This is a genomic window from Allobosea sp. 10L422 (genome assembly GCF_056395345.1).
The window spans coordinates 289,578-311,768 of sequence record NZ_JBFTJI010000004.1; the positions used below are offsets into that span (position 1 = coordinate 289,578).

General features: G+C 66.9%; 23 protein-coding genes. 8 read left to right on the plus strand and 15 right to left on the minus strand.

Annotation, left to right across the window (positions count from 1 at the left end; all coding sequences use genetic code 11):
* Positions 1-154: 154 nt before the first annotated feature.
* The 3 genes from AC1DEZ_RS11460 to AC1DEZ_RS11470 are packed head-to-tail and all read left to right on the plus strand — an operon-like array spanning position 155 to position 3,590.
* The gene (locus AC1DEZ_RS11460) at positions 155-1,375 is read left to right on the plus strand and encodes a DUF4399 domain-containing protein (protein ID WP_441511452.1); all 1,221 of its coding nucleotides are present in this window, start codon (positions 155-157) and stop codon (positions 1,373-1,375) included.
* Positions 1,372-1,827: a DUF4399 domain-containing protein gene (locus AC1DEZ_RS11465; RefSeq protein WP_441511453.1), complete on the plus strand. Its 456-nt coding sequence runs from the start codon at positions 1,372-1,374 to the stop codon at positions 1,825-1,827. The genes AC1DEZ_RS11460 and AC1DEZ_RS11465 overlap by 4 nt, the downstream gene beginning before the upstream one ends.
* 47 nt (positions 1,828-1,874) lie before the next feature.
* A complete protein-coding gene (locus AC1DEZ_RS11470) occupies positions 1,875-3,590 on the plus strand; it encodes an SUMF1/EgtB/PvdO family nonheme iron enzyme (RefSeq protein ID WP_441511454.1) in 1,716 nt (571 codons plus the stop codon).
* Between the two features lie 75 nt (positions 3,591-3,665).
* Here AC1DEZ_RS11470 and AC1DEZ_RS11475 read toward each other — a convergent pair whose 3' ends face one another.
* The 6 genes from AC1DEZ_RS11475 to AC1DEZ_RS11500 are packed head-to-tail and all read right to left on the minus strand — an operon-like array spanning position 3,666 to position 9,482.
* Positions 3,666-4,490, minus strand: a complete 825-nt coding sequence (locus AC1DEZ_RS11475; RefSeq protein ID WP_441511455.1) for an inositol monophosphatase family protein — start codon at positions 4,488-4,490, stop codon at positions 3,666-3,668.
* Positions 4,487-5,329, minus strand: coding sequence for an endonuclease/exonuclease/phosphatase family protein (locus AC1DEZ_RS11480; RefSeq protein ID WP_441511456.1), 843 nt, complete (start codon positions 5,327-5,329; stop codon positions 4,487-4,489). Before AC1DEZ_RS11480 ends, AC1DEZ_RS11475 begins: the two co-directional genes overlap by 4 nt.
* 16 nt (positions 5,330-5,345) lie before the next feature.
* Positions 5,346-6,188, minus strand: coding sequence for a carbohydrate ABC transporter permease (locus AC1DEZ_RS11485; RefSeq protein WP_441511457.1), 843 nt, complete (start codon positions 6,186-6,188; stop codon positions 5,346-5,348).
* Positions 6,185-7,063, minus strand: a complete 879-nt coding sequence (locus AC1DEZ_RS11490) for a carbohydrate ABC transporter permease (RefSeq protein WP_441511458.1) — start codon at positions 7,061-7,063, stop codon at positions 6,185-6,187. The genes AC1DEZ_RS11485 and AC1DEZ_RS11490 overlap by 4 nt, the downstream gene beginning before the upstream one ends.
* A 19-nt stretch (positions 7,064-7,082) precedes the next feature.
* The gene (locus AC1DEZ_RS11495) at positions 7,083-8,390 is read right to left on the minus strand and encodes an ABC transporter substrate-binding protein (RefSeq protein WP_441511459.1); all 1,308 of its coding nucleotides are present in this window, start codon (positions 8,388-8,390) and stop codon (positions 7,083-7,085) included.
* A 54-nt stretch (positions 8,391-8,444) separates the two neighbouring features.
* Complete coding sequence (locus tag AC1DEZ_RS11500) at positions 8,445-9,482, minus strand: ABC transporter ATP-binding protein (protein ID WP_441511460.1); 1,038 nt, start codon at positions 9,480-9,482, stop codon at positions 8,445-8,447.
* Positions 9,483-9,824: 342 nt separating this feature from the next.
* On the opposite strand from AC1DEZ_RS11500, the gene AC1DEZ_RS11505 reads away from it, so the two are divergent.
* Positions 9,825-11,048: an MFS transporter gene (locus tag AC1DEZ_RS11505; protein WP_441511461.1), complete on the plus strand. Its 1,224-nt coding sequence runs from the start codon at positions 9,825-9,827 to the stop codon at positions 11,046-11,048.
* 76 nt (positions 11,049-11,124) lie between these two features.
* Here the strand turns inward: AC1DEZ_RS11505 and AC1DEZ_RS11510 are convergent, their stop codons facing one another.
* From AC1DEZ_RS11510 to AC1DEZ_RS11550, 9 genes are all read right to left on the minus strand, one after another.
* On the minus strand, positions 11,125-12,093 hold the full coding sequence (locus AC1DEZ_RS11510; RefSeq protein ID WP_441511462.1) for an ABC transporter ATP-binding protein: 969 nt from the start codon (positions 12,091-12,093) through the stop codon (positions 11,125-11,127).
* The gene (locus AC1DEZ_RS11515) at positions 12,090-12,725 is read right to left on the minus strand and encodes an ABC transporter permease (RefSeq protein WP_476779701.1); all 636 of its coding nucleotides are present in this window, start codon (positions 12,723-12,725) and stop codon (positions 12,090-12,092) included. The genes AC1DEZ_RS11510 and AC1DEZ_RS11515 overlap by 4 nt, the downstream gene beginning before the upstream one ends.
* Positions 12,725-13,354: an ABC transporter permease gene (locus AC1DEZ_RS11520; RefSeq protein ID WP_441511464.1), complete on the minus strand. Its 630-nt coding sequence runs from the start codon at positions 13,352-13,354 to the stop codon at positions 12,725-12,727. Before AC1DEZ_RS11520 ends, AC1DEZ_RS11515 begins: the two co-directional genes overlap by 1 nt.
* Positions 13,355-13,378: 24 nt before the next feature.
* Complete coding sequence (locus AC1DEZ_RS11525; RefSeq protein WP_441511465.1) at positions 13,379-14,254, minus strand: glycine betaine ABC transporter substrate-binding protein; 876 nt, start codon at positions 14,252-14,254, stop codon at positions 13,379-13,381.
* A 119-nt stretch (positions 14,255-14,373) separates the two neighbouring features.
* Positions 14,374-15,039: a DUF1684 domain-containing protein gene (locus AC1DEZ_RS11530; RefSeq protein WP_441511466.1), complete on the minus strand. Its 666-nt coding sequence runs from the start codon at positions 15,037-15,039 to the stop codon at positions 14,374-14,376.
* Between the two features lie 126 nt (positions 15,040-15,165).
* Entirely contained in the window at positions 15,166-16,545 is a 1,380-nt protein-coding gene (locus AC1DEZ_RS11535) for an FAD-containing oxidoreductase (protein WP_441511467.1), read from the minus strand.
* Between the two features lie 81 nt (positions 16,546-16,626).
* Positions 16,627-17,283 carry a VOC family protein gene (locus AC1DEZ_RS11540; RefSeq protein WP_441511468.1) on the minus strand — a complete coding sequence of 219 codons (657 nt, stop codon included), beginning with the start codon at positions 17,281-17,283 and terminating at the stop codon, positions 16,627-16,629.
* 107 nt (positions 17,284-17,390) lie between these two features.
* Entirely contained in the window at positions 17,391-17,558 is a 168-nt protein-coding gene (locus AC1DEZ_RS11545; RefSeq protein WP_441511469.1) for a hypothetical protein, read from the minus strand.
* Positions 17,559-17,687: 129 nt separating this feature from the next.
* Positions 17,688-18,743 (minus strand): NAD(P)H-dependent flavin oxidoreductase, encoded by a 1,056-nt coding sequence (locus tag AC1DEZ_RS11550; RefSeq protein ID WP_441511470.1) that lies wholly within the window; start codon positions 18,741-18,743, stop codon positions 17,688-17,690.
* Between the two features lie 336 nt (positions 18,744-19,079).
* Between AC1DEZ_RS11550 and AC1DEZ_RS11555 the strand changes: the two genes are divergently transcribed.
* The 4 genes from AC1DEZ_RS11555 to AC1DEZ_RS11570 all read left to right on the plus strand — a co-directional run bounded on the left by AC1DEZ_RS11555 (position 19,080) and on the right by AC1DEZ_RS11570 (position 22,188).
* Entirely contained in the window at positions 19,080-20,015 is a 936-nt protein-coding gene (locus AC1DEZ_RS11555) for a LysR family transcriptional regulator (RefSeq protein WP_441511471.1), read from the plus strand.
* Between the two features lie 146 nt (positions 20,016-20,161).
* Positions 20,162-20,872 carry an SDR family NAD(P)-dependent oxidoreductase gene (locus AC1DEZ_RS11560; RefSeq protein WP_441511472.1) on the plus strand — a complete coding sequence of 237 codons (711 nt, stop codon included), beginning with the start codon at positions 20,162-20,164 and terminating at the stop codon, positions 20,870-20,872.
* Between the two features lie 29 nt (positions 20,873-20,901).
* Positions 20,902-21,132, plus strand: coding sequence for a tautomerase family protein (locus tag AC1DEZ_RS11565; RefSeq protein ID WP_441511473.1), 231 nt, complete (start codon positions 20,902-20,904; stop codon positions 21,130-21,132).
* 306 nt (positions 21,133-21,438) lie between these two features.
* Complete coding sequence (locus AC1DEZ_RS11570) at positions 21,439-22,188, plus strand: SDR family NAD(P)-dependent oxidoreductase (protein WP_441511474.1); 750 nt, start codon at positions 21,439-21,441, stop codon at positions 22,186-22,188.
* Positions 22,189-22,191: the final 3 nt, after the last annotated feature.

Consider the following 22,191-nt stretch of genomic DNA (forward strand, 5'->3'; position numbering starts at 1 on the left):
CCGCTCCAGCTACGTAAGCGCCGAGTGTTCCGCTTGCTGGGGCGCAGCCGCGCTGGTAGCCTCGCAGTGTTCGTCTCGTGGATGGGAGACGTCGATGCCATCGAGGGCGCCGCGCCTTATACCCGCCCTGGTACCGGCGGCTCTGGCATGGGCGTTGGCCGTTGCTCTTCCGATCGGCGGGGCGATGGCGCAGGCGCGTGCGATGCAGCGCAGCCCGGCGCCGGCAACTGCGAGGCTGAGCTTCGTGGGGCTCGCCAATAACGACCGCGTCCCCGGCAAGTTCACGGTCCGCTTTGCGATCAGCGGCATGGAGGTCGCGCCCGCCGGGCAGCCCAGACGCAATGCCGGGCACCATCACCTGCTGATCGACACCGAACTTCCTCCGCTCGACCAGCCGATCCCGAGCGACTTCAACCATATCCATTTCGGCGGTGGGCAGACCGAGGCCGAGATCGCGCTGACGCCCGGCCGGCACACGCTCCAGCTTCTCTTCGCCGACCATAATCATGTGCCGCACGACCCTCCGGTCGTGTCCGAGCGGATCACCGTCGAGGTCGCGGCCGATCCGGCCGAGAAGCCGCGTTCCGCCGCTGCGCCCGGTGCCCGTGTCTTCTTCATCGACCTCAAGGACGGCGCCACGATTCCGGCGCATGCAAAGATCCGCTTCGGCGTCGAGGGCATCGCCATCACGCCGGCCGGCACGATGAGCCCCAATGGTGGCCATCACCACCTGCTCGTCGATACGGAGGTTCCGCCGCTCGATCGCGAGATTCCCAGCGATTTCAATCACCTGCATTTCGGGCGTGGCCAGACCGAGGTGGAGCTCTCGCTTCCACCTGGCGAGCATACGCTGCAGCTCCTCCTGGGCGATCACGAGCATGTCCCGCATGACCCTCCGGTGATGTCCGAGCGGATCCGGGTGCGCGTTGTCGACACCGCGCAGGTCGGCCCCGCGGCGCCCGCTGCCCCGGCGGCCGGAGGCGGGCGTCCGCGCACAGCTTCGCCCAACGACGCGGCGGTTTACTTCATCTATCCGAAGGATGGCGAGACGATCTTCCCGACCTCGACGATCCGCTTTGGCTTGCGCAACATGGGTGTGGCGCCTGCCGGCGTCGCCAGGCCGAACACCGGGCACCACCACCTGTTGGTCGATGTCGCGACCCCGGCGCTCGACGAGCCCATCCCCTCGGACCTCAACCATATCCATCTCGGCGGCGGCCAGACGGAGCGGCGCATCACCCTGTTGCCGGGCAAGCACACGCTGCAGCTCCTGCTCGCGGACGAGAACCATGTGCCGCACGATCCGCCGGTCATGTCGGAGCGCATCACCGTGATCGTGATGCCCGGCGGCGGCAAACCCGCGAGGCGTCGATGACAAGTTCGCGCCCTGGCATCGCTGTGCTCCTGGCAGTCTGGTCTTATGCGATGGCCGGCCTCTTCCAGCCGACAGACGCGCTGGCACAGGCCGCAACGCGGCAGAAGGCGCCCCCCGGCGCGGAGGTCTACTTCCACTACCCGCTCGACGGATTGCGCGTGCCTGAGCGCTTCACGGTCCGCATCGGCTTGCGGAACATGGGCGTCGCGCCTGCCGGCGTCGAGCACGCGGCGACAGGCCATCATCATCTGCTGATCGACACCGATCCCGGCCCGCCGGACCAGCCGATTCCGTCCGACTACAACAATATCCATCTTGGCAACGGTCAAACGGAGGTTGTCGTCACCTTGCCGAAAGGGCCTCATACGCTGCAATTATTGGTCGGAGATCACACCCATACGCCGCATGATCCGCCCGTGATGTCGAAGAAAATCACGATCTATGTTCGCTGAGCCCGCGGCGGCCCCAGCCAGCCGCCGATGACGAATGGTCGCCAAGCATGGACTGGTTGCGCTTCTTCCTTCTCGCCGTGCCGCTCATCGCGCTTGCGGCCAGTCCCGCCCTGCCGCAGGAGGCTGCGCCGCCCGCCCGCATCGCGCTGGTGATCGCCAACGGCACCTACCCCGACGCCGCCGTCGCGCAGGCGCCGGCAGAGGGGCGGGCGGTCGCTGCGGCCCTGCGCGACGGCGGCTTCGAGGTGATCGCGATCGAGAACGGCGCCCGTGCGGAGACGCGGCAGGCCATCGCCGAATTTGCCGGCAAGCTGCGGCCCGGTGCGCAGGCCGTCGTCTTCTATTCCGGCCATGCCGTGCAGCAGCGCGACCGCAATTTCATCGTGCCGATGTCGCCTAACCCTGTGCAGGACGCGGTCGATCTCGACGAGGTGATCGACCCGCTGATCATCGCCAAGCCGTCAAGCGCCCTCGTGCTGATCGACGCCAGCCGCGACAATCCCTGGCAGGCGCGGGGCAGGGGCCTTCGCGCGACCGAGCCGCTCGAGACCGTCGCGGTGATGTTCACGGCCTCGCCGGGAAAGACGGTCGCGGATTCCGGGCCCCGCGGGAACCACGCGGTCGAGGAATGGCTGAAGGCGATCCGCACGCCCGGTCTCGACATGGCGGCGGCTGTCGTCCGCGTGCGCGACGCGGTGGCGCGGGCGAGCCGGCGCAGCCAGCAGATCTGGCTTTCATCCGAACCGCCGAAGGGGCTGGTGGTGACACCTGTCGGCCAGCCCGTTGCGGTGGCGCAGGCGAGCCGCGCCGTCATCCTGCCACCGACCGGACCCGACGCCTCGCCGGACGCCTTCGAACTCGCCTTCTGGGAATCGATCCGCAACAGCGAGAATGCCAGCGAGTACCGCGCCTATCTCGACGCCTATCCGAATGGCCGCTTTTCGACGCTGGCGCGCACCCGCGAGCAACTCTACCGGGGCAAGCCCGGGGTGTCTGCAGCCTCGGTCGCTCCGCCCCCGGCTGCGGCAACGCCTGCCGCACCGGCGCCGAAGACCGGACCGATCCGCGATTGCAGCGACTGCCCCGAGCTGACGGCGATACCGCCCGGCTCCTTCCAGATGGGCTCGAACGATCTCTATGAGTTCGAGAAGCCGGTTCACCCCGTCACCATTCGCGGCTTCTATCTCGGCACGCGCGAGATCAGCCTGGATGAATGGGACCGCTGCGTCAGCGAGGGCGGCTGCAACTACCGGCCCGACGATCGCGGCCTTGGGCGCGGCAAGCGCCCCGTCACGGATATTCACTGGAACGACGCCAACGCCTATCTCGCTTGGCTCTCGGCCAAGACCGGCAAGCGCTACCGGCTGCCCAGCGAGAGCGAATGGGAATATGCGGCTCGCGCCGGCACGACGACGACCTATCCATGGGGCCAGACCGTGGAAAAGGACCGCGCGAATTGCCTGGGCTGCAATGATCGGCCACTCCGGAGCGCCGTCCCTTCAGGCCAGTATCCGCCCAATGCCCTCGGCCTCTACGACATGGCCGGCAATGCGGCCGAATGGGTCGCGGATTGCTGGAGCGAAAGTTATCGCAATGCACCGCGCGACGGCAGCGCCTATGTGGTGCCCGGCTGCCGCGAGCGCGTGCTGCGCGGAGGCTCCTTCAACAACGATCCACGCTATCTGCGCTCGGCCGCCCGCTTCAAATACGAGGCCGATGTGCGCTTCTATACAAACGGCTTCCGCGTGGCGCGCGATCTCTGACCAGCGGCGAAATCGCGGATGGGATGGCTCGTTCGGAAAGTGCCTGTAGGCCCGCTGATCATGGGCGGGCGCTGTTCAGTCGAGCAGAATCCGGCGGATTTCCTTCCAGCTTTCCGCGTCGGGCGCGCAGAGCAGCCCGGCCGGGCGCTCGGTTGCGGAATAGCGCCGGCCATCGAGCAGTCGTGCATGGCCACCGGCTTCGCCGTAGAGCAGCACGCCCGGCGCGTGGTCCCAGGGGTTGAGGACGCCGTAGAGCAGGAACTGGCAGCGTCCCGCAGCGGCCAGCCGGTACTCCTGGCCGCAGCAGCGCAGCGACCCGACTTCGAGGAAGGCCGGGAAGCGGCCCGGAAGCGTGCCGCGCATCGGCTCCGGGAAATACTGCCAGCTCGCCATGCCGTTCATGTGCCGCGTCGGGACGGCCGGGGCGACGCGTAGGTCGCGGCTGAAGCCATCCGCACGCCTTAGCCATGCACCTTCGCCGCGCAGCGCCATGGCGCTGTCATCCGCGACCGGATCATGGATCACGGCGGCGGCGATCTCGCCCTTGACGATGACGGCTGCCATCACCGCGAAGAGCGAGAGATCGCTGGCATAATTGAGCGTGCCGTCGATCGGATCGATGACGAAGGCGAGATCGGCATCGGCCAATTGCCCGAGTAGGGCGGGGTCCTTGGTCACCGCCTCCTCGCCGACAAGCGCCGCGCCCGGAAAGGCCTTCGCCAGCTCGGCGCAGATGAAGCGCTCGGCCGCCTCGTCGGCCTCCGTCACCAGATCGCCGGGTGCCTGCTTGGCGCGGATGTCGCCATCAGCCAACCGGCGAAAGCGCGGCATCACCTCGCGGCGAGCCGCCTCGCTCAGGATCGCATGGAGCCGGTCGTGGTCCTGCCGGGTGAAGATCATCCGAGGTCGAACTCGACCAGGATCGGCTGGTGGTCCGAGGCCCGCGTCTCGACGTCGTAGACGATGGAGCGCGCCCGTGCGGCGAGATCCGGCGTCGCCAGCACATAATCGAGGCAACCGGGCGGGCCGTAGGTCTGGTCGCAGATGAAGGCCGATGGCGGATGCGGCGCGTCGCCGCGCAGAACCGGCCAGAGATCGACCAGCGGCGGCACATCGCCCTCGAACGGCGCGAGCAACTGCGCCAGCCCGGCATCATCCGGGCGCATGTTGAAATCGCCGGTCAGGATCGCGCTCGCGGCGTTAGGCGTCGGAGCATAGGTGTGCGGACCGGGCGCTCGCGGCGTCGCCTGTCGCGCAGCGGCCATGCGGTGAACCTGCCGGATGCCCTCGACCTGCGCGGTGCGCAGCATGGAAGAGGAATATTCAAGATGCGTCGTCATCACCCGGATCGGCCCAAAGGGTGTCTCGACCATCGCCTCGACCAGCACGCGCGGCATGTTGCGCGTCGCCGCCGCTTCCCAGGGCAACAGGTGGCGCAGCGCCTGCGCTACCGGCAACCGCGTCAGCAGAAGGTTGCCGAAGCGCTTGCGCCCGCCCTCGCCATCCGGGACATCGACGCCAACAGCCTCGATCGCGGTGAAGCCGGGAAGGAGCTCGCTGAACAGGGCGAACTGGTCGGTGCGGTCGTTGCCGTCGAGGTCGGGGAAGTTGGCCGCGACCTCCTGCAGGCAGAGCACGTCGAAATCGGCCATCTGCCGGGCGTGGTCGATGATGCGGCGTGGATCGACGCGCTCGTCGACGCCGCGTGCCCACTGAATGTTCCAGGTGATCAGCTTCAACGGATCAGCCTCGATGTCACTTGATGCCCGCGCGCATAAAACTCTGCACGAACTGGCGCTGGAACAGCAGGAAACCGACGAGCAGCGGCGCCGAGGTCATCAGTGTCGCCGCGCAGATGATCGCCCAGTCGATGCCTTGGTCTGCCGAGGAGAAGACCTGCAGGCCGACAGTCAGCGGCCGTGACTCCACCGAATTGGTGACGAGCAGCGGCCAGAGGAAGTTGTTCCAGTGATAGCTGACCGAAACGAGGCCGTAGGCGATGTAGGTCGGCTTCGCGAGCGGGACATAGACCCTCATCAGCACCTGCAGCGGGTTCGCACCCTCGACGCGCGCCGCGTCGTCCAGTTCCTTCGGCACGGTCTTGAAGGTCTGCCGCAGCAGGAAGATGCCGAAGGCCGAGGCGATGTAGGGCAGGGCGATCGCCGGGATCGTGTCGATCAGGTTGACCTTGGCCAGCGTGCGGTAGTTCTCGACGATCAGCGCGTCCGGCATGATCATCAGCTGCGCCAGGATCAGCACGAAGGCGACGTCGCGGCCCCAGAAATCCTGCCGCGCCAGCGCATAGGCTGCGAGCGTCCCCAGCACGAGCTGGAAGGCGAGGATCATGGTGACCAGGATGAAGGTGTTGAGGAAATAGCGGGCGAAGGGCGCCGCGGCCCAGGCGCGGGTGAAATTGTCCAGCGTCAGCGGCGCAGTCAGTACGAAGCGCGTGGTGTATTCGGCCGGGTGGAACGCGGCCCAGACGGCATAGGCCAGCGGCAGCACCCAGATGAGTGCGAGCAGGATCGCGCCGGTGGATTCCAGCGTGAGCGAGAAGCCTTTGGGCGCGTAAGGGTCTGTGCGCGTCGGGGCGCTCATCGATAGTGCGTCCTGCGTTCGAGCCAGCCATACTGGACGAACGCGACCAGCGCGAGCAGCACCAGCAGCACGCAGGTCAGCGTCGCCGCGTAGGCCGTGTCCCAGAAGCCGAAGCCGACCTGATAGATGTAGTAGAGCAGCAGCGTGGTGGCGTTGTCCGGCCCGCCGCGCGTCATCACCACGATATGGTCGACCATGCGGAAGGCGTTGATCACTGCGTTGATCAGCACGAACAGCGTCGTCGGCATCAGCAGCGGGAACTGGATGCGCCGGAAGAAAGTCCAGCGCGAGGCGCCTTCGATCGCAGCCGCTTCGCCGAGGCTGGGCGGGATCGCCTGCAGCGCCGCGAGGTAGAAGATCATGAAGAAGCCGGCTTCTTTCCAGATCGCGACGACGGTGATGGCGTAGAGCGCGGTGTCCTGCGATCCCAGCCAGTTGGTCGAGCGGCCGCCGAACAGGCCGATGATCTGTTCCAGAAGCCCGTATTGCGGCGTGTAGAAGAACAGCCAGATATTGGCGACCGCGATCATCGGCAGGATCGTCGGCGTGAAAAAGGCCATGCGGACCAGCGTCCGCCCCGCGATCTTGTCGTTGACCCAGACCGCCATCAGCAGCGCCAGCGCGATCGAGGTCGGGATGGTGCCGAGCGCGAACCAGAAATTGTTGCTCAGCGCCTTCCAGAAGATCGGGTCGGCCAGCATCTGCTGATAGTTGTCGAGCCCGACAAAGCGCGCCGGGCGGCGCGCTTTCGGGGTCGAATAGAAGCTCTCGATGAAGCTCGCGACCGCGGGCCAGTGCGTGAACAGGGCCAGGCACGCCATGGCGGGCAGCAGGAGCAGCCAGCCATGAATGGTCGCGGTCGCGCGGTTCGTCATCGAGAGTTCGGTGTCCGGGTCAGCGGTACGGCTTCAGGATGCGTTCGGCCTCGGCCTGGGCATCCTCCATCGCCTTCTGCGGCGTCTTGGTGCCGGTCAGCGCGGCCTGCAGCCCGTCGTTCAGCGCCTTGGTGACGCGCTGGTTCTCATGGGTCGAGAGCTCGGCGACCGCGCTCGGCAACTGGTCGCGCGCGACCAGCGCCTGCGGGAAATCGGCGACGTATTTCTTCATCGCCTCGGTCTCGTAGGAGGCCGGTGTCACCGCGACATAGCCGGTATCTGCGCTCCACTGGGCGGCGCGCTCGGGCGTGGTGATCCAGCGCACGAACCTGAAGGCGGCTTCCTGCTCGGCCTTGGTCGCCTTCTTCGACAGGTAGAAATTGCCGCCGCCGGTCGGGCTGCCCGGCTTCTTGCCGGCCGGCAGAACCGCGACGCCGAAGGGGAACTTGGCATTGGCGCGGACATTGGTGAGGTTGCCGGTGGTGGTCCACATCATCGCGACCTTCTTCTCGAAGAAGTCGCGCGGCGTGGTGCCCCATTCGACGATGCCGGGCGGGTGAACCTTATACTTCTGCGCGAGGTCGACCCAGTACTGAAGGGCCTCGACGACGCCTGGATTGGCATAGTCGGTCTTGTCGCCCGCGGCGTTGGCGAGGATTGCGCCGGCCTGGGTCGAAAGGCCCTGGAACAGCCAATAAGGGAAGCCGGAGGATGGGATCTGGATGCCCCATTGCGTGACGTTGCCGGCGGCGTCGCGCTTGGTCAGCTTCTGCGCGAACTCGAGCTGTTCGGCCCAGGTCTTCGGCGGCTTCTCGGGGTCGAGCCCGGCTTCCTTGAAAAGCTCCTTGTTCCAGTAGAGCACCACCGTGGAACGCTGGAACGGGATGCCCCAGGTCTTCTTTTCGTTAGGGTCCTTGCCGCCGGTCTGGCTGTTCTCCATGAAGCCGGGGAAGAAGCTGGCCAGCCACTTCTTGTCCTCGTCGGTCTTGACGAAGTCGTCGAAGGGAACGATCGCCTCTTCGTCGATCAGCGTGAACATGTCGGTCGAGAGCAGCACCGAGAGCACCGGCGGATTACCGCTCTTGTGCGCGGTCAGCGCCTTGACGATGGTCTCCTGATAGGTGCCGGCATAGATCGGCTTCAGTTTGACCGAGGGATTCTCCTTCTCGAAGCCGGCGGCATAGGCGTCGATGAGCTTGGTGATCGGCCCGCCCACGGCGACCGGGTAGAAGAAGGAAAGCTCGGTGCTCTGCGCGCGGGCGATGCCGGGCAGGGCGGTCGCGCCCGCGAGAGCGGCGGTGCCGCCAAGGAATTCACGCCTGTCCATAATGTCCTCTCTCCCTTGCTGGGATGGTTCGAGCGTCCGACTCGCGCGGCCGGTTCAGTCCCGAACCACCTTTCGTTCCGACGCCAGATCGAACCAGTGCAGCGCCGATTGTGACAACGTGATGTAGATCTGTTCGCCGGCTGTGACACGCACTTTGCCGGGGCGCTTGACGATGAAGGAATGGCCGTCGACGCGGGTCTCGATCAGCGTGTCCGAGCCGAGATATTCGACCGCGACGACTTCTGCCGCGACGCCGCTGTCGCCGATCTCGATCATCTCCGGGCGGATGCCGACCGCAAGCCCCGCCGGATCGAGGCCAACAGGCTGGGTCAGCGCGCCGCCGCGCCCCTGCACGGCGGTGAGCGGCAGCACGTTCATCGGCGGCGTACCGACGAAGCGGGCCGCGAAGATCGTCTCGGGGTTCTCGTAGAGCACATCGGGCGGGGCGTCCTGCTCGATCTTGCCGTTGCGCATCAGTACGACCTGATCGGCCATCGTCATCGCCTCGATCTGATCATGCGTGACATAGACCATGGTCATGCCGAGGCGTTGCTGCAGCTCCCGGATTTCACGGCGCATCTCGACGCGCAACTGGGCATCGAGATTGGAGAGCGGCTCGTCCATCAGGCAGACCGGGGCCTCGGCGACGATGGCGCGGCCCAGTGCGACGCGCTGCTGCTGGCCGCCGGAGAGCTGGGAGGGCTTGCGTTCGAGTAGGGCGGAGAGCCCGAGGATCGAGGCGGCGCGGGCCAGGCGCTCGTCACGCTCGGCGCGGGAGACCTTGCGGACCTTGAGCCCGAACAGGATGTTCTCGGCCACGCTCAGATGCGGAAACAGCGCGTAGTTCTGGAACACCATGGCGATGCCGCGTCGCGAGGGCGAGGCATGCGTGACGTCGCGGCCACCGATCGAGATCGTGCCGCTGCTGGTGTCCTCAAGCCCGGCGATCAGCCTGAGGGTTGTCGACTTGCCGCAGCCGGAAGGGCCGAGCAGCGCGACGAGGTTGCCGCCTGCGACGGTGAAGCTGATGGCATCGACGGCCGCGGCTCCGCCCCAGCTCTTCGAAACGGTCTTGAGCTCTACCGAAACCATTCGCAACCCGCCGTCCCAGCAATCCATATCGTGCCGACGCTGGACGTTGCGACTGTCGGCTAGGTGACGGGCCGAACTTGAAGATAAAATTCATGCGGAGACAAGAGCGGCGCCAAGCCTGACCACACGTTCCTGCGCGGGGGAAACGGGAGGCTCGCGCTGCGCGCGCAGCGTTGGAGGTCCAGGGTCCGCTCCATGCGGCCGCTTTGTGGCTGGCGCATGCATTATTTGCATCGCCGTGACGCCGGCTTACGAAATTGTTTGCGTCCCGGAGATCGTCTAGAGCGCATTCTGCATGCCGGTTAGGAATCGTTCCGGCCGCGCGTGCTGGAAGGCTCCGCGATGACCACCAGCGCACAGACCGCCTCCTTGCCTCAGCGTGCCATGATGCCGGTGCTGATCGCGCTCAGCGTGACGCATCTGCTCAACGATATGATCCAGTCGCTGATCCCAGCGATTTATCCGATCATCAAGGAGGCCTATCGCCTCGACTTCGGCCAGATCGGCCTGATCACGCTGACCTTCCAGGTCTCTGCTTCGCTGCTGCAGCCGGCCGTCGGCCTCTATACCGACAAGCACCCGATGCCCTATTCGATGGTTGCGGGCATGGGCTTCACGCTGGCCGGGCTGATCGGCCTCTCCTATGCCGGCAGCTACGGGCTTCTGCTCCTGTCGGCAGCCTGCGTCGGCATYGGYTCKTCGATCTTTCACCCSGAGGCGACCCGGATGGCGCGCAACGCCTCCGGTGGGCAGCACGGCTTTGCGCAAGGCATCTTCCAGGTCGGCGGGCAGACAGGCGGCGCGCTCGGACCGCTGCTTGCTGCCTTCATCATCGTGCCGCGCGGGCAGGGGAGCCTCGCCTGGTTCTCGGTTGCGGCGCTCGTCGCGATGATGCTGATGATCTGGACGGCGTCGAGCTATGCCCGGCTGGACCGTGCGCGTCCGTCCAAGCCCGCTGCAACATCAGGCGCCCGGCCCGCCCGGCCCGGCCGCCGCTCGGTCGCCTTCGCCATCACGATCCTGATCGTGCTGCTCTTCTCGAAGAACGCCTATACCGCGAGCTTCACCTCGTTCTACACCTTCTACCTGATCGGCAAGTTCGGCATCTCCGTGCAGAATTCGCAGGTCATGCTGTTCCTGTTCCTCGCCTCCTCGGCTGTGGGCGCTCTGGGCGGCGGCATGCTGGGCGACCGCATCGGCCGCAACAAGATCATCTGGTTCTCGATCCTGGGCGCGCTGCCCTTCACCTTGATCCTGCCCTATGCCGATCTGTTCTGGACGGGCGTTCTGACCGTCGTGATCAACCTCATCATGTCGAGCGCCTTCGCCGCGATCCTGATCTACGCGCTCGAATTGCTTCCCGGCCGCGTCGGGCTCGTCGGGGGCTTCTTCTATGGGCTCTCTTTCGGGCTCGGCGGCTTGGCGGCGGCGTTGCTAGGCGGATTCGCGGATATCCTCGGCATCGAGACGGTCTACAGGATCTGTTCCTTCATCCCGCTGGTCGGCCTCCTCGCCTGGTTCCTGCCGCGTCTCCACGACACCGCCGGGGCGCGGCCGGCGCATTGATGCAGGCTGCGCTGAGCTCGTCCGGCATTGACCTCCGCAACGGTCGGCTCCCGACCGATCCCTGCGCCGCACTCATTCAGGTCATTTCGCTCGCGGCAATGGGGTGACCGGCACAGCGCGCCCGCAGCGCCGCCAGCGTGACCTGACCAATGGGCCGACCGTGCTCGTCGACAATGGTCGCGGCGTCGCGGCCTTCCGCGAGCAGCGCCGACAGCACTCCCCGGAGCGGAAGGGAGCCGGGAAGCTCGAAACCATCGGAAGCATAGCCCGGCTCGACGGCGTCGGCGGCGTTGACCAGTGAGAGCCGGCGCAGCGCCCGGTCGGCGCCAACGAAATCGGCGACGAAATCGTCGGCCGGTGCGGCGAGCAGACGATCGGGCGTGTCGTATTGGACGAGCTTGCCGTCGCGCATGATCGCGACGACGTCGCCCATGCGGATGGCTTCGTCGATGTCGTGGGTGACGAAGATCACGGTCTTCTTCAGCCGCTTCTGGATCGCCAGGAACTCATCCTGGAGGTGGCTGCGGGCGATCGGATCGACCGCGCCGAAGGGCTCGTCCATCAGCATCACCGGCGGGTCGGCGGCCAGAGCCCGCGCCACGCCGACGCGCTGGCGCTGCCCGCCCGAGAGATGGCGCGGGTAGCGCGGCAGATACTGCGCCGGGTCGAGGCCGACGAGCGCCAGCATCTCCTCGCTGCGAGCCCTGATGCGGGAGGTGTCCCAGCCGAGCAGCTTCGGCACGGTCGCCACGTTCTCGGCGATCGTCATATGCGGGAACAGCCCGACCTGTTGGATGACGTAGCCGATATGGCGCCTGAGCTCGACCGGGTCTGCCTGGGTGACGTCGCGGTCGCCGACGAAGATGTGGCCTGAACTCGGCTCGATCAGCCGGTTGATCATCCGCATCGTCGTGGTCTTGCCGCAGCCGGACGGGCCGATCAGGACGCAAAGCTTGCCGGTTTCGACGGTGAGATCGAGCCCGTCTATGGCCGGGCGCGCTGCGCCGGAAAAGTGCTTGCTGATCTGTTCGAGCCGGATTGTCATGCGCTTTCCGTTTGCAGGCGGCGGGTTGTCAGCCGCTCGAGGCCCGCAAAGAAAATCTCCGTCGCGAAGGCCAGGGCTGCGACCGCGACGGCCCCGGCGATCAGCTGCGGGAAATTGAAGTTGGCCATGCCGCTGGTGATCAGCTCGCCCAGCCCGCCGCCCCCGATGAACGCGGCCAGCGTCGCAGCCGAGACGATCTGGACGGCCGCGGTGCGGATGCCGGCGAAGATCACGGGCAGAGCGAGGGGGATCTCGATCCGCCTCAGCAACTGGGCATCGGACAGCCCCTGGCCGCGCGCCGCGTCGACGATGTCGGCATCGACCCCGGTCACTCCGGTATAGGTATTGAGCAGCAGGGCCGGCAGGCCATAGAGCGTCAGCGCCACGACCGAGGGCGGGAAACCCGTTCCCAGGACGGGCAGCATGAGGACGAGCAGCGCCAGCGAAGGCACGGTCCTCAGGATGTTGGCGAGCGCGATGGCGGGCTGAGCCCAGCTGCGATGACGGGTCAGGGCAAGGCCGCCGGGCAGGGCGATCAGCAGCACGGCGGCGAGGGATGTCGCGCTCAGCCAGAGATGGTCCTGGATCGCGGAGACGAAGCTCTGCGGATGTGCCGAGATCCAGCCGAACATCAGGCTTGCTCCGCCTGATGGGCGCGCACCCAAACCTCGAACCTGCGCAGGCTCTCGTCGCAGAAGATCGCCAGCGCCGAGGTGACGACGGCGCCGATCACGACCTTTTCGCCGAAGTCCTGGGTGATGCCCTGGAAGATGATGTCGCCGAGCCCGCCGGCATTGACGAAGGCGGCGACGGTGGCGACCGAGACCTGAGTCACCACGGTGATGCGGATGCCGGCGATGATCACCGGCAGCGCCAGCGGCAATTCGATGGCGAAGAGGCGGCGCCATTTGCCGTAGCCCATGCCATCCGCCGCATCGAGGATGTCCGGTGGGATTTCGCGCAAGCCCGTCGCGGTGTTGCGGATGATGATCAGGAGCGCATAGGCGACGAGCGCCACGATGGCCGGCCAGAAGCCGAGGCCGAGATAGGGAATGAGCAGCGCGAAGATCGCCAGGGCCGGCACGGTGTAGAGCCCGCCGGCGACCAGGAGGACGCCGAGCGCCAGACGCGGGCGCCGCGCGGACAAGACGCCGAGCGGCAGGCCGATCGCCAGCGCGATCAGGAGGCCGGTTCCCACGAGCTGGATATGTTCCCAGAGCGCGAGAAGCAGGCGGTCGTAGTTCTCGATCGTCCAGGTCATGAGAGGACCGCCGGGGCCGAACGCTTACAGACCCTTGGCTTTCAGGAAGTTCGCCGCGACGGTGCGCGGCTCCTTCTTGTCGACCTCGACCTGCCGGTTGAGCTCCTGCATCACGGCGTTGTCGAGCAGCGCGTTCACCTGCTCCAGGGTCGCGACCACCTTCTCGTTCTTCGCGATGTCCAGGCGAACGACAGGCGCCAGGAAATAGGGCGGGAACAGGCCCTTGTCGTCGTCGAGCGCGACGAACTTTTCGGCCGCGATCTGCCAGTCGGTCGAGAAGCCGTTGGCGATGTCGACCTGCTTCTGCGTCAGCGCGTCGTAGCGCAGGCGCAACGCTGCGAACTGCTTGAACTCGCGGAACTCGGCGCCATAAACCTCCTTCAGCCCGGCGAGGCCGTCGCGCCGGTCCACGAATTCGGTGCCGGCGCCGAGACTGAGCTTGTTCGCGACCTTGCCGAGATCGCTGAGGGTCTTGAGGTTGTATTCCCTGGCCGTCTCCGGCCGGACCACGATCGCATAGCCGTTGTTGATGTTCGACGGCTTCAGCCAGGTCAGGTTGAACTCCTTTTCGTAGTAGGCCTTGACGATCTGACGGACCTTCTCGGGATCCGTCTCGGTCGTCGTCGCCTTCATCACCGCGTTGAAGCCGGTGCCGGTATATTCCGGATAGAGATCGATCGCGCCGCTCTTCAGAGCCTCATGCGCGACCAGCGTGCCGCCGAGATTGATCTTGCGCTCGACCTTGAAGCCGGCCTTCTCCAGCGCGGCGGCATAAAGCTCCGCCACGATGAACTGCTCGGTGAAGTTCTTCGAGCCGATCTTGATGGTCTGGGCCGTGACGGCCGTCACGGATGAGACGATGAGCGCGGCAGCGGCGAAGAGCATGGAGATGGGACGCATGGCGGTAAGCTCCTGAGCGTCGGTGGATGACAGGCTAGCAAGCGGGGCGGCCGGTGCAAGCGATAGCGCAGGAAATTGCCCTGCCGTGGTGGCTGGTGACCGATAGGCTCATGCGCGAACTATCCGGTGGGCGGCGGGTTCCGTTCCCCGCCTCGGACGGCTGCCGGCAAACTATTCTCAATCGGCGCGAGCGGGCACACCCAGGCGTCGGAATGGGCGCAGGATGGAAAGTAGGCGAAGTTGAAATCGAGGATCAGCCGGCCGTCATCGGTCTTGCCGAGGTCGGCGCTCTTGATCGTGTCGAGGAGATAGCGCCCGGCGGGATAGGTTTCGTCGCGGTTCGTCAGGTCGCCGAAGGGCAGGAAGAGGCCGCCGCCATAGCCGGTCATCCAGTAGAGTGTGAGCTCCTTGCCGAGCGCGGCACTTAATCCGTCGGTAAGCGCGAACGGGACGAGCCGGACCGCCTCGTCCTCGCCGAGCCGGATGTCGATCGCCTCGCGATCGCCGGTGCTCTGCAGGCCGACATCGAAGCGCAGTGCGGGGTCGTAAGGGAAGCAGTCGATGCCGCGGAAGCCGGCGCGCCGTTCCGGCGGGAGCGGCGACTGGGCGTGTTCGCGAAAGAGCCGGTCGCGCGTGCTGCGCCAGTGCTCCCAGCCCTCGCGTCCCGGCATGGAGCGGACGGTCGCATAGAGATCGGCAACCTGCCGCCGCCAATCGTGCAGGCTCGAGAACTGCCGGAGTGTGCCGGCCGTTGACCTGAGCGGTTCCGGCAATGCGTCGGCCATCGAGATACCTCCGCGTTCGGACAGTTGCGGTCGCCCCGGCGGTCAGCTGCCATGGACGGATCACACAGAAGCGATGACTCGGTGTCACCTCATGTCAGTGGGCCCCCTTTGCACCAAGGCCATGGTTCAAGTGATCGGCCGCAGATCGCCGAGCACGGTCGGGATCAGCTCCGAGACGGTCGGGTGGATCGGCACGGCCCATTGCAGGGTCGGGTAGGGGGCGCCGGCGTTCATCATGTCCAGGACGCCGTGGATCGCCTCGTCGCCGCTGATGCCGAGGATCGCGGCGCCGAGAATCCGCTTCGTGTCGGCGTCGGCAACGACCTTCATGAACCCCTTGGTCTCGGCCCGTTCTACCGCGCGGCCCACCCGCGTCATCGGCCGCTTGGAGACCAGCAGGGGGCGCCCGGTCTTGCGGGCCTCGGTCTCGGTCATCCCGACACGGCCGAGCGGCGGGTCGATATAGAGCGCATAGGCGGGGATGCGGTCGCTGACGCGGCGGCTCGCGCCGTCGAGGAGATTGGCCGCGACGATCTCGAAGTCGTTATAGGCGGTGTGGGTGAAGGCACCCCTGCCGTTGCAGTCGCCCAGCGCCCAGATACCGGGAACGGAGGTGGCGAGGCCGTCGTCCACGGTGACGTAGCCCCGGGCATCCGTCGTCACGCCGGCCCTGTCGAGGCTGAGATCGTCGGTGTTCGGCCGGCGGCCCACCGCCAGCAGGACGTGCGAGCCGACGACCTCGGGGGCGCCGGCGGTACAATCGACGCCAACAGCCACGCCGTCCGGGTGCGGCTTGAATGCGATGCAGGTCGCGTTCGTGCGAACCGCGATCCCTTCGTCCGTCAGGATCTCCCGGATGGCATCGGAGACGTCCTCATCTTCACGCGCGATCAGCCGCGGCCCCTTCTCGACGACCGTGACCTCCGCGCCGAAGCGCCGATACATCTGCGCGAATTCAAGGCCGATATAACTCCCGCCCACGACGACCAGATGCTTCGGGACGGTGCCGAGCCGGAGAATGGAGGTGTTGGTGAGGTAGTCGACCGCTTCGACGCCCGGCATGTCCGGCACGCTCGCACGCCCGCCGACATTGATGAAAATGCGAGGCGCTCGCAGAAGGGCCTCGTCGACGCGGACGCGGTCAGGGCCTTCGAAACGCGCATGCCCCAGGAAGACTGTCACCCCGTCCATGCCGCGCAGCCAGGTCTCGACGCCCGTGCGGGCATTGATCGTGACGGTGTTGGCGCGGGCCCGAACCCGCTCCATGTCGATCCGGATCGGGCAGTCGATCGTGAGCCCGTACTCGGCGCCGCGGTTGGCCTGATGCGCGGCATAGGCGCTTGCCACGAGTGTCTTGGTCGGCATGCAGCCGGTATTGACGCAGGTGCCGCCGAACAGGTGGCGCTCGGCGAAGGCCACCTTCATCCCCGAAGCGGTCAGCCGTGCCGCGAGGGAAGGGCCAGCCTGCCCGGCCCCGATGATGATGGCGTCGAAGCTTTGCTCCATGGCGTGAGCCTCCATCCTTGCTGCGAGAGCAAACGCGGGCGCATTCATGTGGGCCGCCGGCCTCGTGCCAGGCGGCGCGGCTCAGCTCGGCAATGGCGCGCCGTTCTGCTCGGCCACCATGAAGTCGGCGTACCACTCCGGCCAGTTCTCGTCGTGCTCGCCGGTACGCTTTTCGTGCTCGCCATGAGCGGCCGCAGCGCGCTTGAGCGCAGCAGCGAGATCGCCTGGCGAGGCGAACACGGTGTTGCCGCTATCCAGGCGCCCGGCCAAGCGCTGGGTGATCTCCTGCAGCAGCCAGCCATTGCCGTCCGGGTCGGTGAAGGTTGCGTATGAGCGATAGCTGCGCCTCTCTGGATCCCGGCCGCTGAGTGCCGGCTGGCCCGGCCCCGTCCGGTAGAAGACCTCACTGACCTTGGCGCCGCCCTTGACGAGTTCGGCGCGCGCGATCTCGATGTCCGAGACGACGAGATAGAGACCGCTGGCCGAGCCGGGCGCAGCCGCAGTAATGCCGGTGCCGAAGTGGATCGAGGCAGGCGAGCCCGGCGGCGTGAACTGCACAACGCGGAAACTGTCACCGACCCGGAAGTCGGCATCCAGCCGCCAGCCCAACCCGCCGTAGAAGCGCTTCGCACGATCGACATCCGCGACGGGGATGGCGACGACCTCGAGCTTCAGGTCAACACCGGGCACCTTGGCCGCTCCACCCGCAGGTTCGCTGTGTTGCAGAGTGTCGCTCATATCGGACTCCTCCCTTTGCGAATGTCTTGAGTGTGTTTACGCGCTCATGTCCGCCAGGGCCTGATCGCCCCCGGCGTCATCTATCGCTGCCTTGGCGAACTTGTGTGTCACCTCCTGCGCCGAGTTGTGCCGATGCAGCGCTTGGATGGCGGGTGCGCGTACTGGCCGGTGAAGCGCTTGGCATAGGCCGTCGGCTCCGGATGCGGGCGCCATTGGCATCGCCATTGCTGGTATGGGCCGGCGCGCCGATGCTGACGATCGTCGATGATGCGCATGGCATGCGCCGCTATTCAAGGGCGACCTGCGGCGACATCGTTGCAGGCGGACCTCCGCGCATCCGGCCTTCGGTTGCAACGCGCCGATCCCGCAGCGCGCAATGGTTGTCCACGAGCCTTCCGATACCGTCATGCGCCCAGGCCCGCCAGCGTCCGTGTCAGAGCTGCCGCCGACATTGGTCTTGCAAGCGGGAAGGCCTGGCCGGCCCAAAGCAGGGTAAAGTCGTCGCGCCCCGCCGCCTCGGCTGCACTGCGCAGCGGCCCCAGCGCCGTGCCGGCAGTCGGAAAGGCCGGCGCAAGCCCCGACAGCGGTCCGAGTTCCGCCATCAGGCGGTTGACGATGCCGCGCGCCGGCCGGCCGGTGAACAGGTTGGTGATCGCGGTCGGCCGTTCGCTCATGCCGAGGGCCTTGCGGTAGATCGGCGAGATGCTCGCTTCCGGCGTGAACAGATAGGCGGTGCCGACCTGGACGGCGGCGGCGCCGAGCGCGAAGGCGGCGCTGACGCCGCGCCGGTCCGTGATGCCGCCCGCCGCGACGACAGGCACGGAGACGGCATCGACGACCTGCGGCACCAGCGCGAAGGTGCCGACCTGCTCGGAGATCCGGTCGGTCAGGAAAGTGCCGCGATGGCCGCCAGCCTCGGCGCCCATGGCGATGACGGCGTCGACGCCGTGCTCGGCGAGCCAGCGCGCCTCTGGCACCGTGGTGGCGGAGGCGATGACCTTGGCGCCGGTGCGCTTCACCCGCTCGAGCAATTCGGGTGCGGGCAGGCCGAAATGAAAGCTGACCACCTCGGGCCGATATTCTTCGATGACAGTCGCGAGCGAGGCGTCGAAGGGCGTGCGTCCGCCCGGCGTCTTCGGCATGTCCGGATCGAGCCCGGCCTCGGCATAATAGCCGGACAGCCTTGCGAGCCAGGCCGCCTGGCGCGCCAGATCGTCGGCCGGCGGCGTATGGCAGAAGAAATTGACGTTGATCGGCCGCCGCGTGCCGGCCCGCACCTTGTCGAGCGCTGCGCGCAGTCCCGCCTCGTTGTATTGGGCACCCGCCAGCGAGCCGAGCCCGCCGGCCTCGCTCACGGCGATCACCATCTCCGGTGTCGTCGCGAGGGCCATGGGCCCCTGGATGATCGGCAGCTCGATGCCCAGGAGATCCAGAAGTCTCGTATTTCCTGTCGCGCTCACGATGAACCTCTTCGATTGGTGCCCGGTTGTCGGCGGGCGGAACGGAGCTTAGCCGCGATGCGCGTCCGCCGGGAGCCACTTGCGGATCAGTTCTCAGCGAGTCGATGGCCGAGGCCAGAATCGTCGCTGCGGCGCCGATCACAAACAGCAGCCGGTGGTTTCCGCCGCTGGACGGAAAGAGGAACGAAAGCCCGTACGGCACGGCCCTGACGTCGCGCCGGGCCGGCCCCGGCGGCGCGCGTCAATGGGGCAAGCCTGCTGTCCGTCGCCGGCCCTCCGCGCTTGACAAGCTGCTGAAACCGCGAAGGCTGGACGCTACGAGGCTATTGGCACTGCATGGATCGCATCGACGCGATGAAGGTCTTCATAGCCGCCTTGGACGAGGGGAGCCTCGCCGGGGCGGGGCGCCAGCTTGGGCGCTCCCCGGCAGCGGTGAGCCGGGCGATCGCCTTCCTCGAGCAGCAGGTCGGCGCGACGCTGCTCCACCGCACAACCCGGGCGATCAGGCTGAGCGAGATCGGCGAGCGCTATGCCGCCGCGTGCCGCCGCGTCCTTGCCGAGCTGCAGGAGGCCGAGGCCGTGGCGGCCGGCGAGCGTGTCGCGCCGCGCGGCACCCTGACCATCACGGCGCCGCCAATCAGCGGCGAGGAGATCCTGCGGCCTATTATCGACGCCTTCGTCGAGGCCTTCCCGGCTGTCTCGGTCAATCTCGTCCTGCTCGTGCGGGGCGCGAACCTGATCGAGGAGCGGATCGACATCGCCCTGCGCATCCTGGAGCTACCCGATTCCGCGATGACAGCGATCCGCATCGGCGGGGACGTCAGGCCGGTGATCGTGGCCGCACCGCGCTATCTCAGCCAGCACCCGCGCATTGAAGAGCCGGGCGACCTCAGCAGGCACAGCATTGTCGCCTGCACGGATTTCGGGCGCGATGCCTGGGTCTTCCCGCCCGCGAAGGGCGGCTCGGTTCCCCGCGCGGTCCAGTTCAAGCCGCGGCTCATCGTCAACAGCGTGCGGGCGGCGCTGGGTGCGGCCGTCGGTGGGCTGGGCGTCACCCGCCTCCTCACCTACCACGTCGCCGAGCGCGTGCAGGATGGATCGCTCCAGCTCCTGCTGCGGGACGCCGAGCCACCGGCTCGCCCTGTCAATCTCGTGCTGCCGCAGGGGCGTTCGAGCCTCCCGAAGGTTAGGGCGTTCCTCGACTTCGCCGTGCCCCGGCTGCGCGCGGACTTCGCTCGGCTGTCGGCGGAGTCGGTGGCGATGCATGGCTGAGACAGTAACTCTTCCGATTTATGGAAGAATGACTGCCGAACGTCGCGCATTCAGTCGAAGGGTGAAATTTCCGAAAATCGTTCTCGTCAGGCCGAACCGGCCGGGCGGCGCGCGTCCCGCGAGCTGTCGCAAAGACGAGGATCATCATGAGCAACGAACGGAAGGTGGCGATCATCACCGGTGCCTCGCAGGGCATCGGCGCCGCTCTGGTCAAGGGGTTCCGCGACCGCAACTATCGCGTCGTCGCGACGTCGCGCTCCATCAAGCAGGGCGCTGACCCGGACATTCTCGCGGTTCCCGGCGATATCGCCGATCCCGCGACGGCCGAGGCGGTCGTCCGTGAGGCGCTGGCCCGCTTCGGACGGGTGGACACGCTGGTGAACAATGCCGGCATCTTCATCGCCAAGCCCTTCACCGATTACACGGCCGAAGACTTCGCCAGCAAGATCGCGACCAATCTCACCGGTTTCTTCCACATCACCCAGAAGACCGCGGGCGCGATGCTGAAGCAGGGCTCGGGCCACATCGTCAGCATCACCACAAGCCTGTCCGACCACGCGATCGCCGGCGTCCCGACCGTGCTCGCCAATCTGACCAAGGGCGGCATCAATTCGGCGACCAAGGCGCTTGCGATCGAATACGCTCAGAGCGGCATCCGTGTGAACGCGGTCTCGCCCGGCGTGATCAAGACGCCGATGCACGCCCCCCAGACGCACGAGTTCCTGGCCAATCTCCACCCGGTCAAGCGGATGGGCGAGATCAAGGACATCGTCGACGCCGTGCTGTTCCTCGAGAGCGCTCCGTTCGTCACGGGCGAGATCCTGCATGTCGACGGCGGACAGAGCGCCGGCCACTGAAGCGCAAGCCAAACCAGAAGGAGGCTTTCATGCCGATCGTCACCATCCAGGTCACGCGGGAGGGCTCTGGCCCTGGCCGTACCTCGGTAACCGCCGAGGAGAAGGCCAGGCTCATCGCCAGCGACAGTCAGCTCCTGTTCGATGTCCTAAACAAGCCGCTCGACTCCACCTTCGTGGTGATCGAGGAAGTCGATCTCGACAACTGGGGGTGGGGCGGCCTGCCAGTCCCGGAATACCGCCGGCGACGTGCGGCAAGTTAGTCCACGGCAACACGCTCGGGCCGGCAATCCGCCGGATATCCGAAAAGATATGCCATGACTGCGGCTGACCAGTCGCGGTCGTTCGATCTGCCTGGCGTCGAGTTGGCGATTGCGAAGGCGAAGCCGCAGCGGACCTTCTTGAGGGGCCAGCGTTTGGTCCGGCTGTCTCGCCTAACGTCAAACCGGCGGGAGCCCTGACATCCGCGCCCGCCCGCCGCGCAACCCTGCCCGCGCGCTGGCGGGCCTTGAAGCCACCCCCTTCACCGCGGCTATAAGGCGCTGCACAAGCGGAGGGGGAGTGCCCGCATGACCAAGGAATTCACCGGCAAACGCGTGATCGTGATGGGCGGCAGCCGTGGCATCGGGCGTTCCATCGCGCTCGGCTTCGCGGCGGGCGGCGCATCTGTCTCGATCTGTGCCCGGGGCGCTGGCCCGCTCGAGGCGACGCGCCGGGAGATCGAGGCGCTCGGCGTCACCGCTCATGCGGCCAGCGTCGACCTCGCCGACGCGGATGCGATTGCGGCCTATGTGCCCGCGGCGGCGAAGGCCCTCGGCGGGCTGGACATCCTCGTCAACAACGCCTCCGGTTTCGGCCAATCGGACGACGAGGACGGTTGGGCCGCCTCGCTGAGCGTCGACATGATGGCTGTCGTTCGCGGCAGCCACGCGGCTATCCCGCACATGGAACCGGGCTCGTCGATCGTGAACATCTCGTCGATCTCGGCCCTGCGCGCCTCCTCGCGTTCGGCGCCCTACGGCGCCATCAAGGCGGCCGTAATGCACTATACGGCGAGCCAGGCGAAGATGCTGTCGCGCAAGGGGATCCGGGTGAATTGCGTCGCGCCCGGTTCGATCGAGTTCCCGGGCGGTTCCTGGGAGGATCGAAAGACCTCGAACCCCGCGCTCTATCAGGCGACGCTGGCCACCATCCCGTTTGGCCGGATGGGCAAGCCCGAGGAAGTCGCCGAGGTCGTGCTCTTCCTCGCCTCCGCCAAGGCGAGCTGGGTCACCGGCCAAAGCATCGTGGTGGACGGCGGGCAACTCGTCGGGCCCTGACCC

Bases quoted from the DNA above. Each gene is read 5' to 3' on its own strand.
- AC1DEZ_RS11465 (WP_441511453.1), top strand. From the start codon at position 1,372: ATGACAAGTTCGCGCCCTGGCATCGCTGTGCTCCTGGCAGTCTGGTCT.
- AC1DEZ_RS11470 (WP_441511454.1), top strand. From the start codon at position 1,875: ATGGACTGGTTGCGCTTCTTCCTTCTCGCCGTGCCGCTCATCGCGCTT.
- AC1DEZ_RS11475 (WP_441511455.1), bottom strand. From the start codon at position 4,490: ATGATCTTCACCCGGCAGGACCACGACCGGCTCCATGCGATCCTGAGC.
- AC1DEZ_RS11485 (WP_441511457.1), bottom strand. From the start codon at position 6,188: ATGAGCGCCCCGACGCGCACAGACCCTTACGCGCCCAAAGGCTTCTCG.
- AC1DEZ_RS11490 (WP_441511458.1), bottom strand. From the start codon at position 7,063: ATGACGAACCGCGCGACCGCGACCATTCATGGCTGGCTGCTCCTGCTG.
- AC1DEZ_RS11495 (WP_441511459.1), bottom strand. From the start codon at position 8,390: ATGGACAGGCGTGAATTCCTTGGCGGCACCGCCGCTCTCGCGGGCGCG.
- AC1DEZ_RS11500 (WP_441511460.1), bottom strand. From the start codon at position 9,482: ATGGTTTCGGTAGAGCTCAAGACCGTTTCGAAGAGCTGGGGCGGAGCC.
- AC1DEZ_RS11510 (WP_441511462.1), bottom strand. From the start codon at position 12,093: ATGACAATCCGGCTCGAACAGATCAGCAAGCACTTTTCCGGCGCAGCG.
- AC1DEZ_RS11515 (WP_476779701.1), bottom strand. From the start codon at position 12,725: ATGTTCGGCTGGATCTCGGCACATCCGCAGAGCTTCGTCTCCGCGATC.
- AC1DEZ_RS11520 (WP_441511464.1), bottom strand. From the start codon at position 13,354: ATGACCTGGACGATCGAGAACTACGACCGCCTGCTTCTCGCGCTCTGG.
- AC1DEZ_RS11525 (WP_441511465.1), bottom strand. From the start codon at position 14,254: ATGCGTCCCATCTCCATGCTCTTCGCCGCTGCCGCGCTCATCGTCTCA.
- AC1DEZ_RS11530 (WP_441511466.1), bottom strand. From the start codon at position 15,039: ATGGCCGACGCATTGCCGGAACCGCTCAGGTCAACGGCCGGCACACTC.
- AC1DEZ_RS11535 (WP_441511467.1), bottom strand. From the start codon at position 16,545: ATGGAGCAAAGCTTCGACGCCATCATCATCGGGGCCGGGCAGGCTGGC.
- AC1DEZ_RS11540 (WP_441511468.1), bottom strand. From the start codon at position 17,283: ATGAGCGACACTCTGCAACACAGCGAACCTGCGGGTGGAGCGGCCAAG.
- AC1DEZ_RS11545 (WP_441511469.1), bottom strand. From the start codon at position 17,558: ATGCGCATCATCGACGATCGTCAGCATCGGCGCGCCGGCCCATACCAG.
- AC1DEZ_RS11555 (WP_441511471.1), top strand. From the start codon at position 19,080: ATGGATCGCATCGACGCGATGAAGGTCTTCATAGCCGCCTTGGACGAG.
- AC1DEZ_RS11560 (WP_441511472.1), top strand. From the start codon at position 20,162: ATGAGCAACGAACGGAAGGTGGCGATCATCACCGGTGCCTCGCAGGGC.
- AC1DEZ_RS11565 (WP_441511473.1), top strand. From the start codon at position 20,902: ATGCCGATCGTCACCATCCAGGTCACGCGGGAGGGCTCTGGCCCTGGC.
- AC1DEZ_RS11570 (WP_441511474.1), top strand. From the start codon at position 21,439: ATGACCAAGGAATTCACCGGCAAACGCGTGATCGTGATGGGCGGCAGC.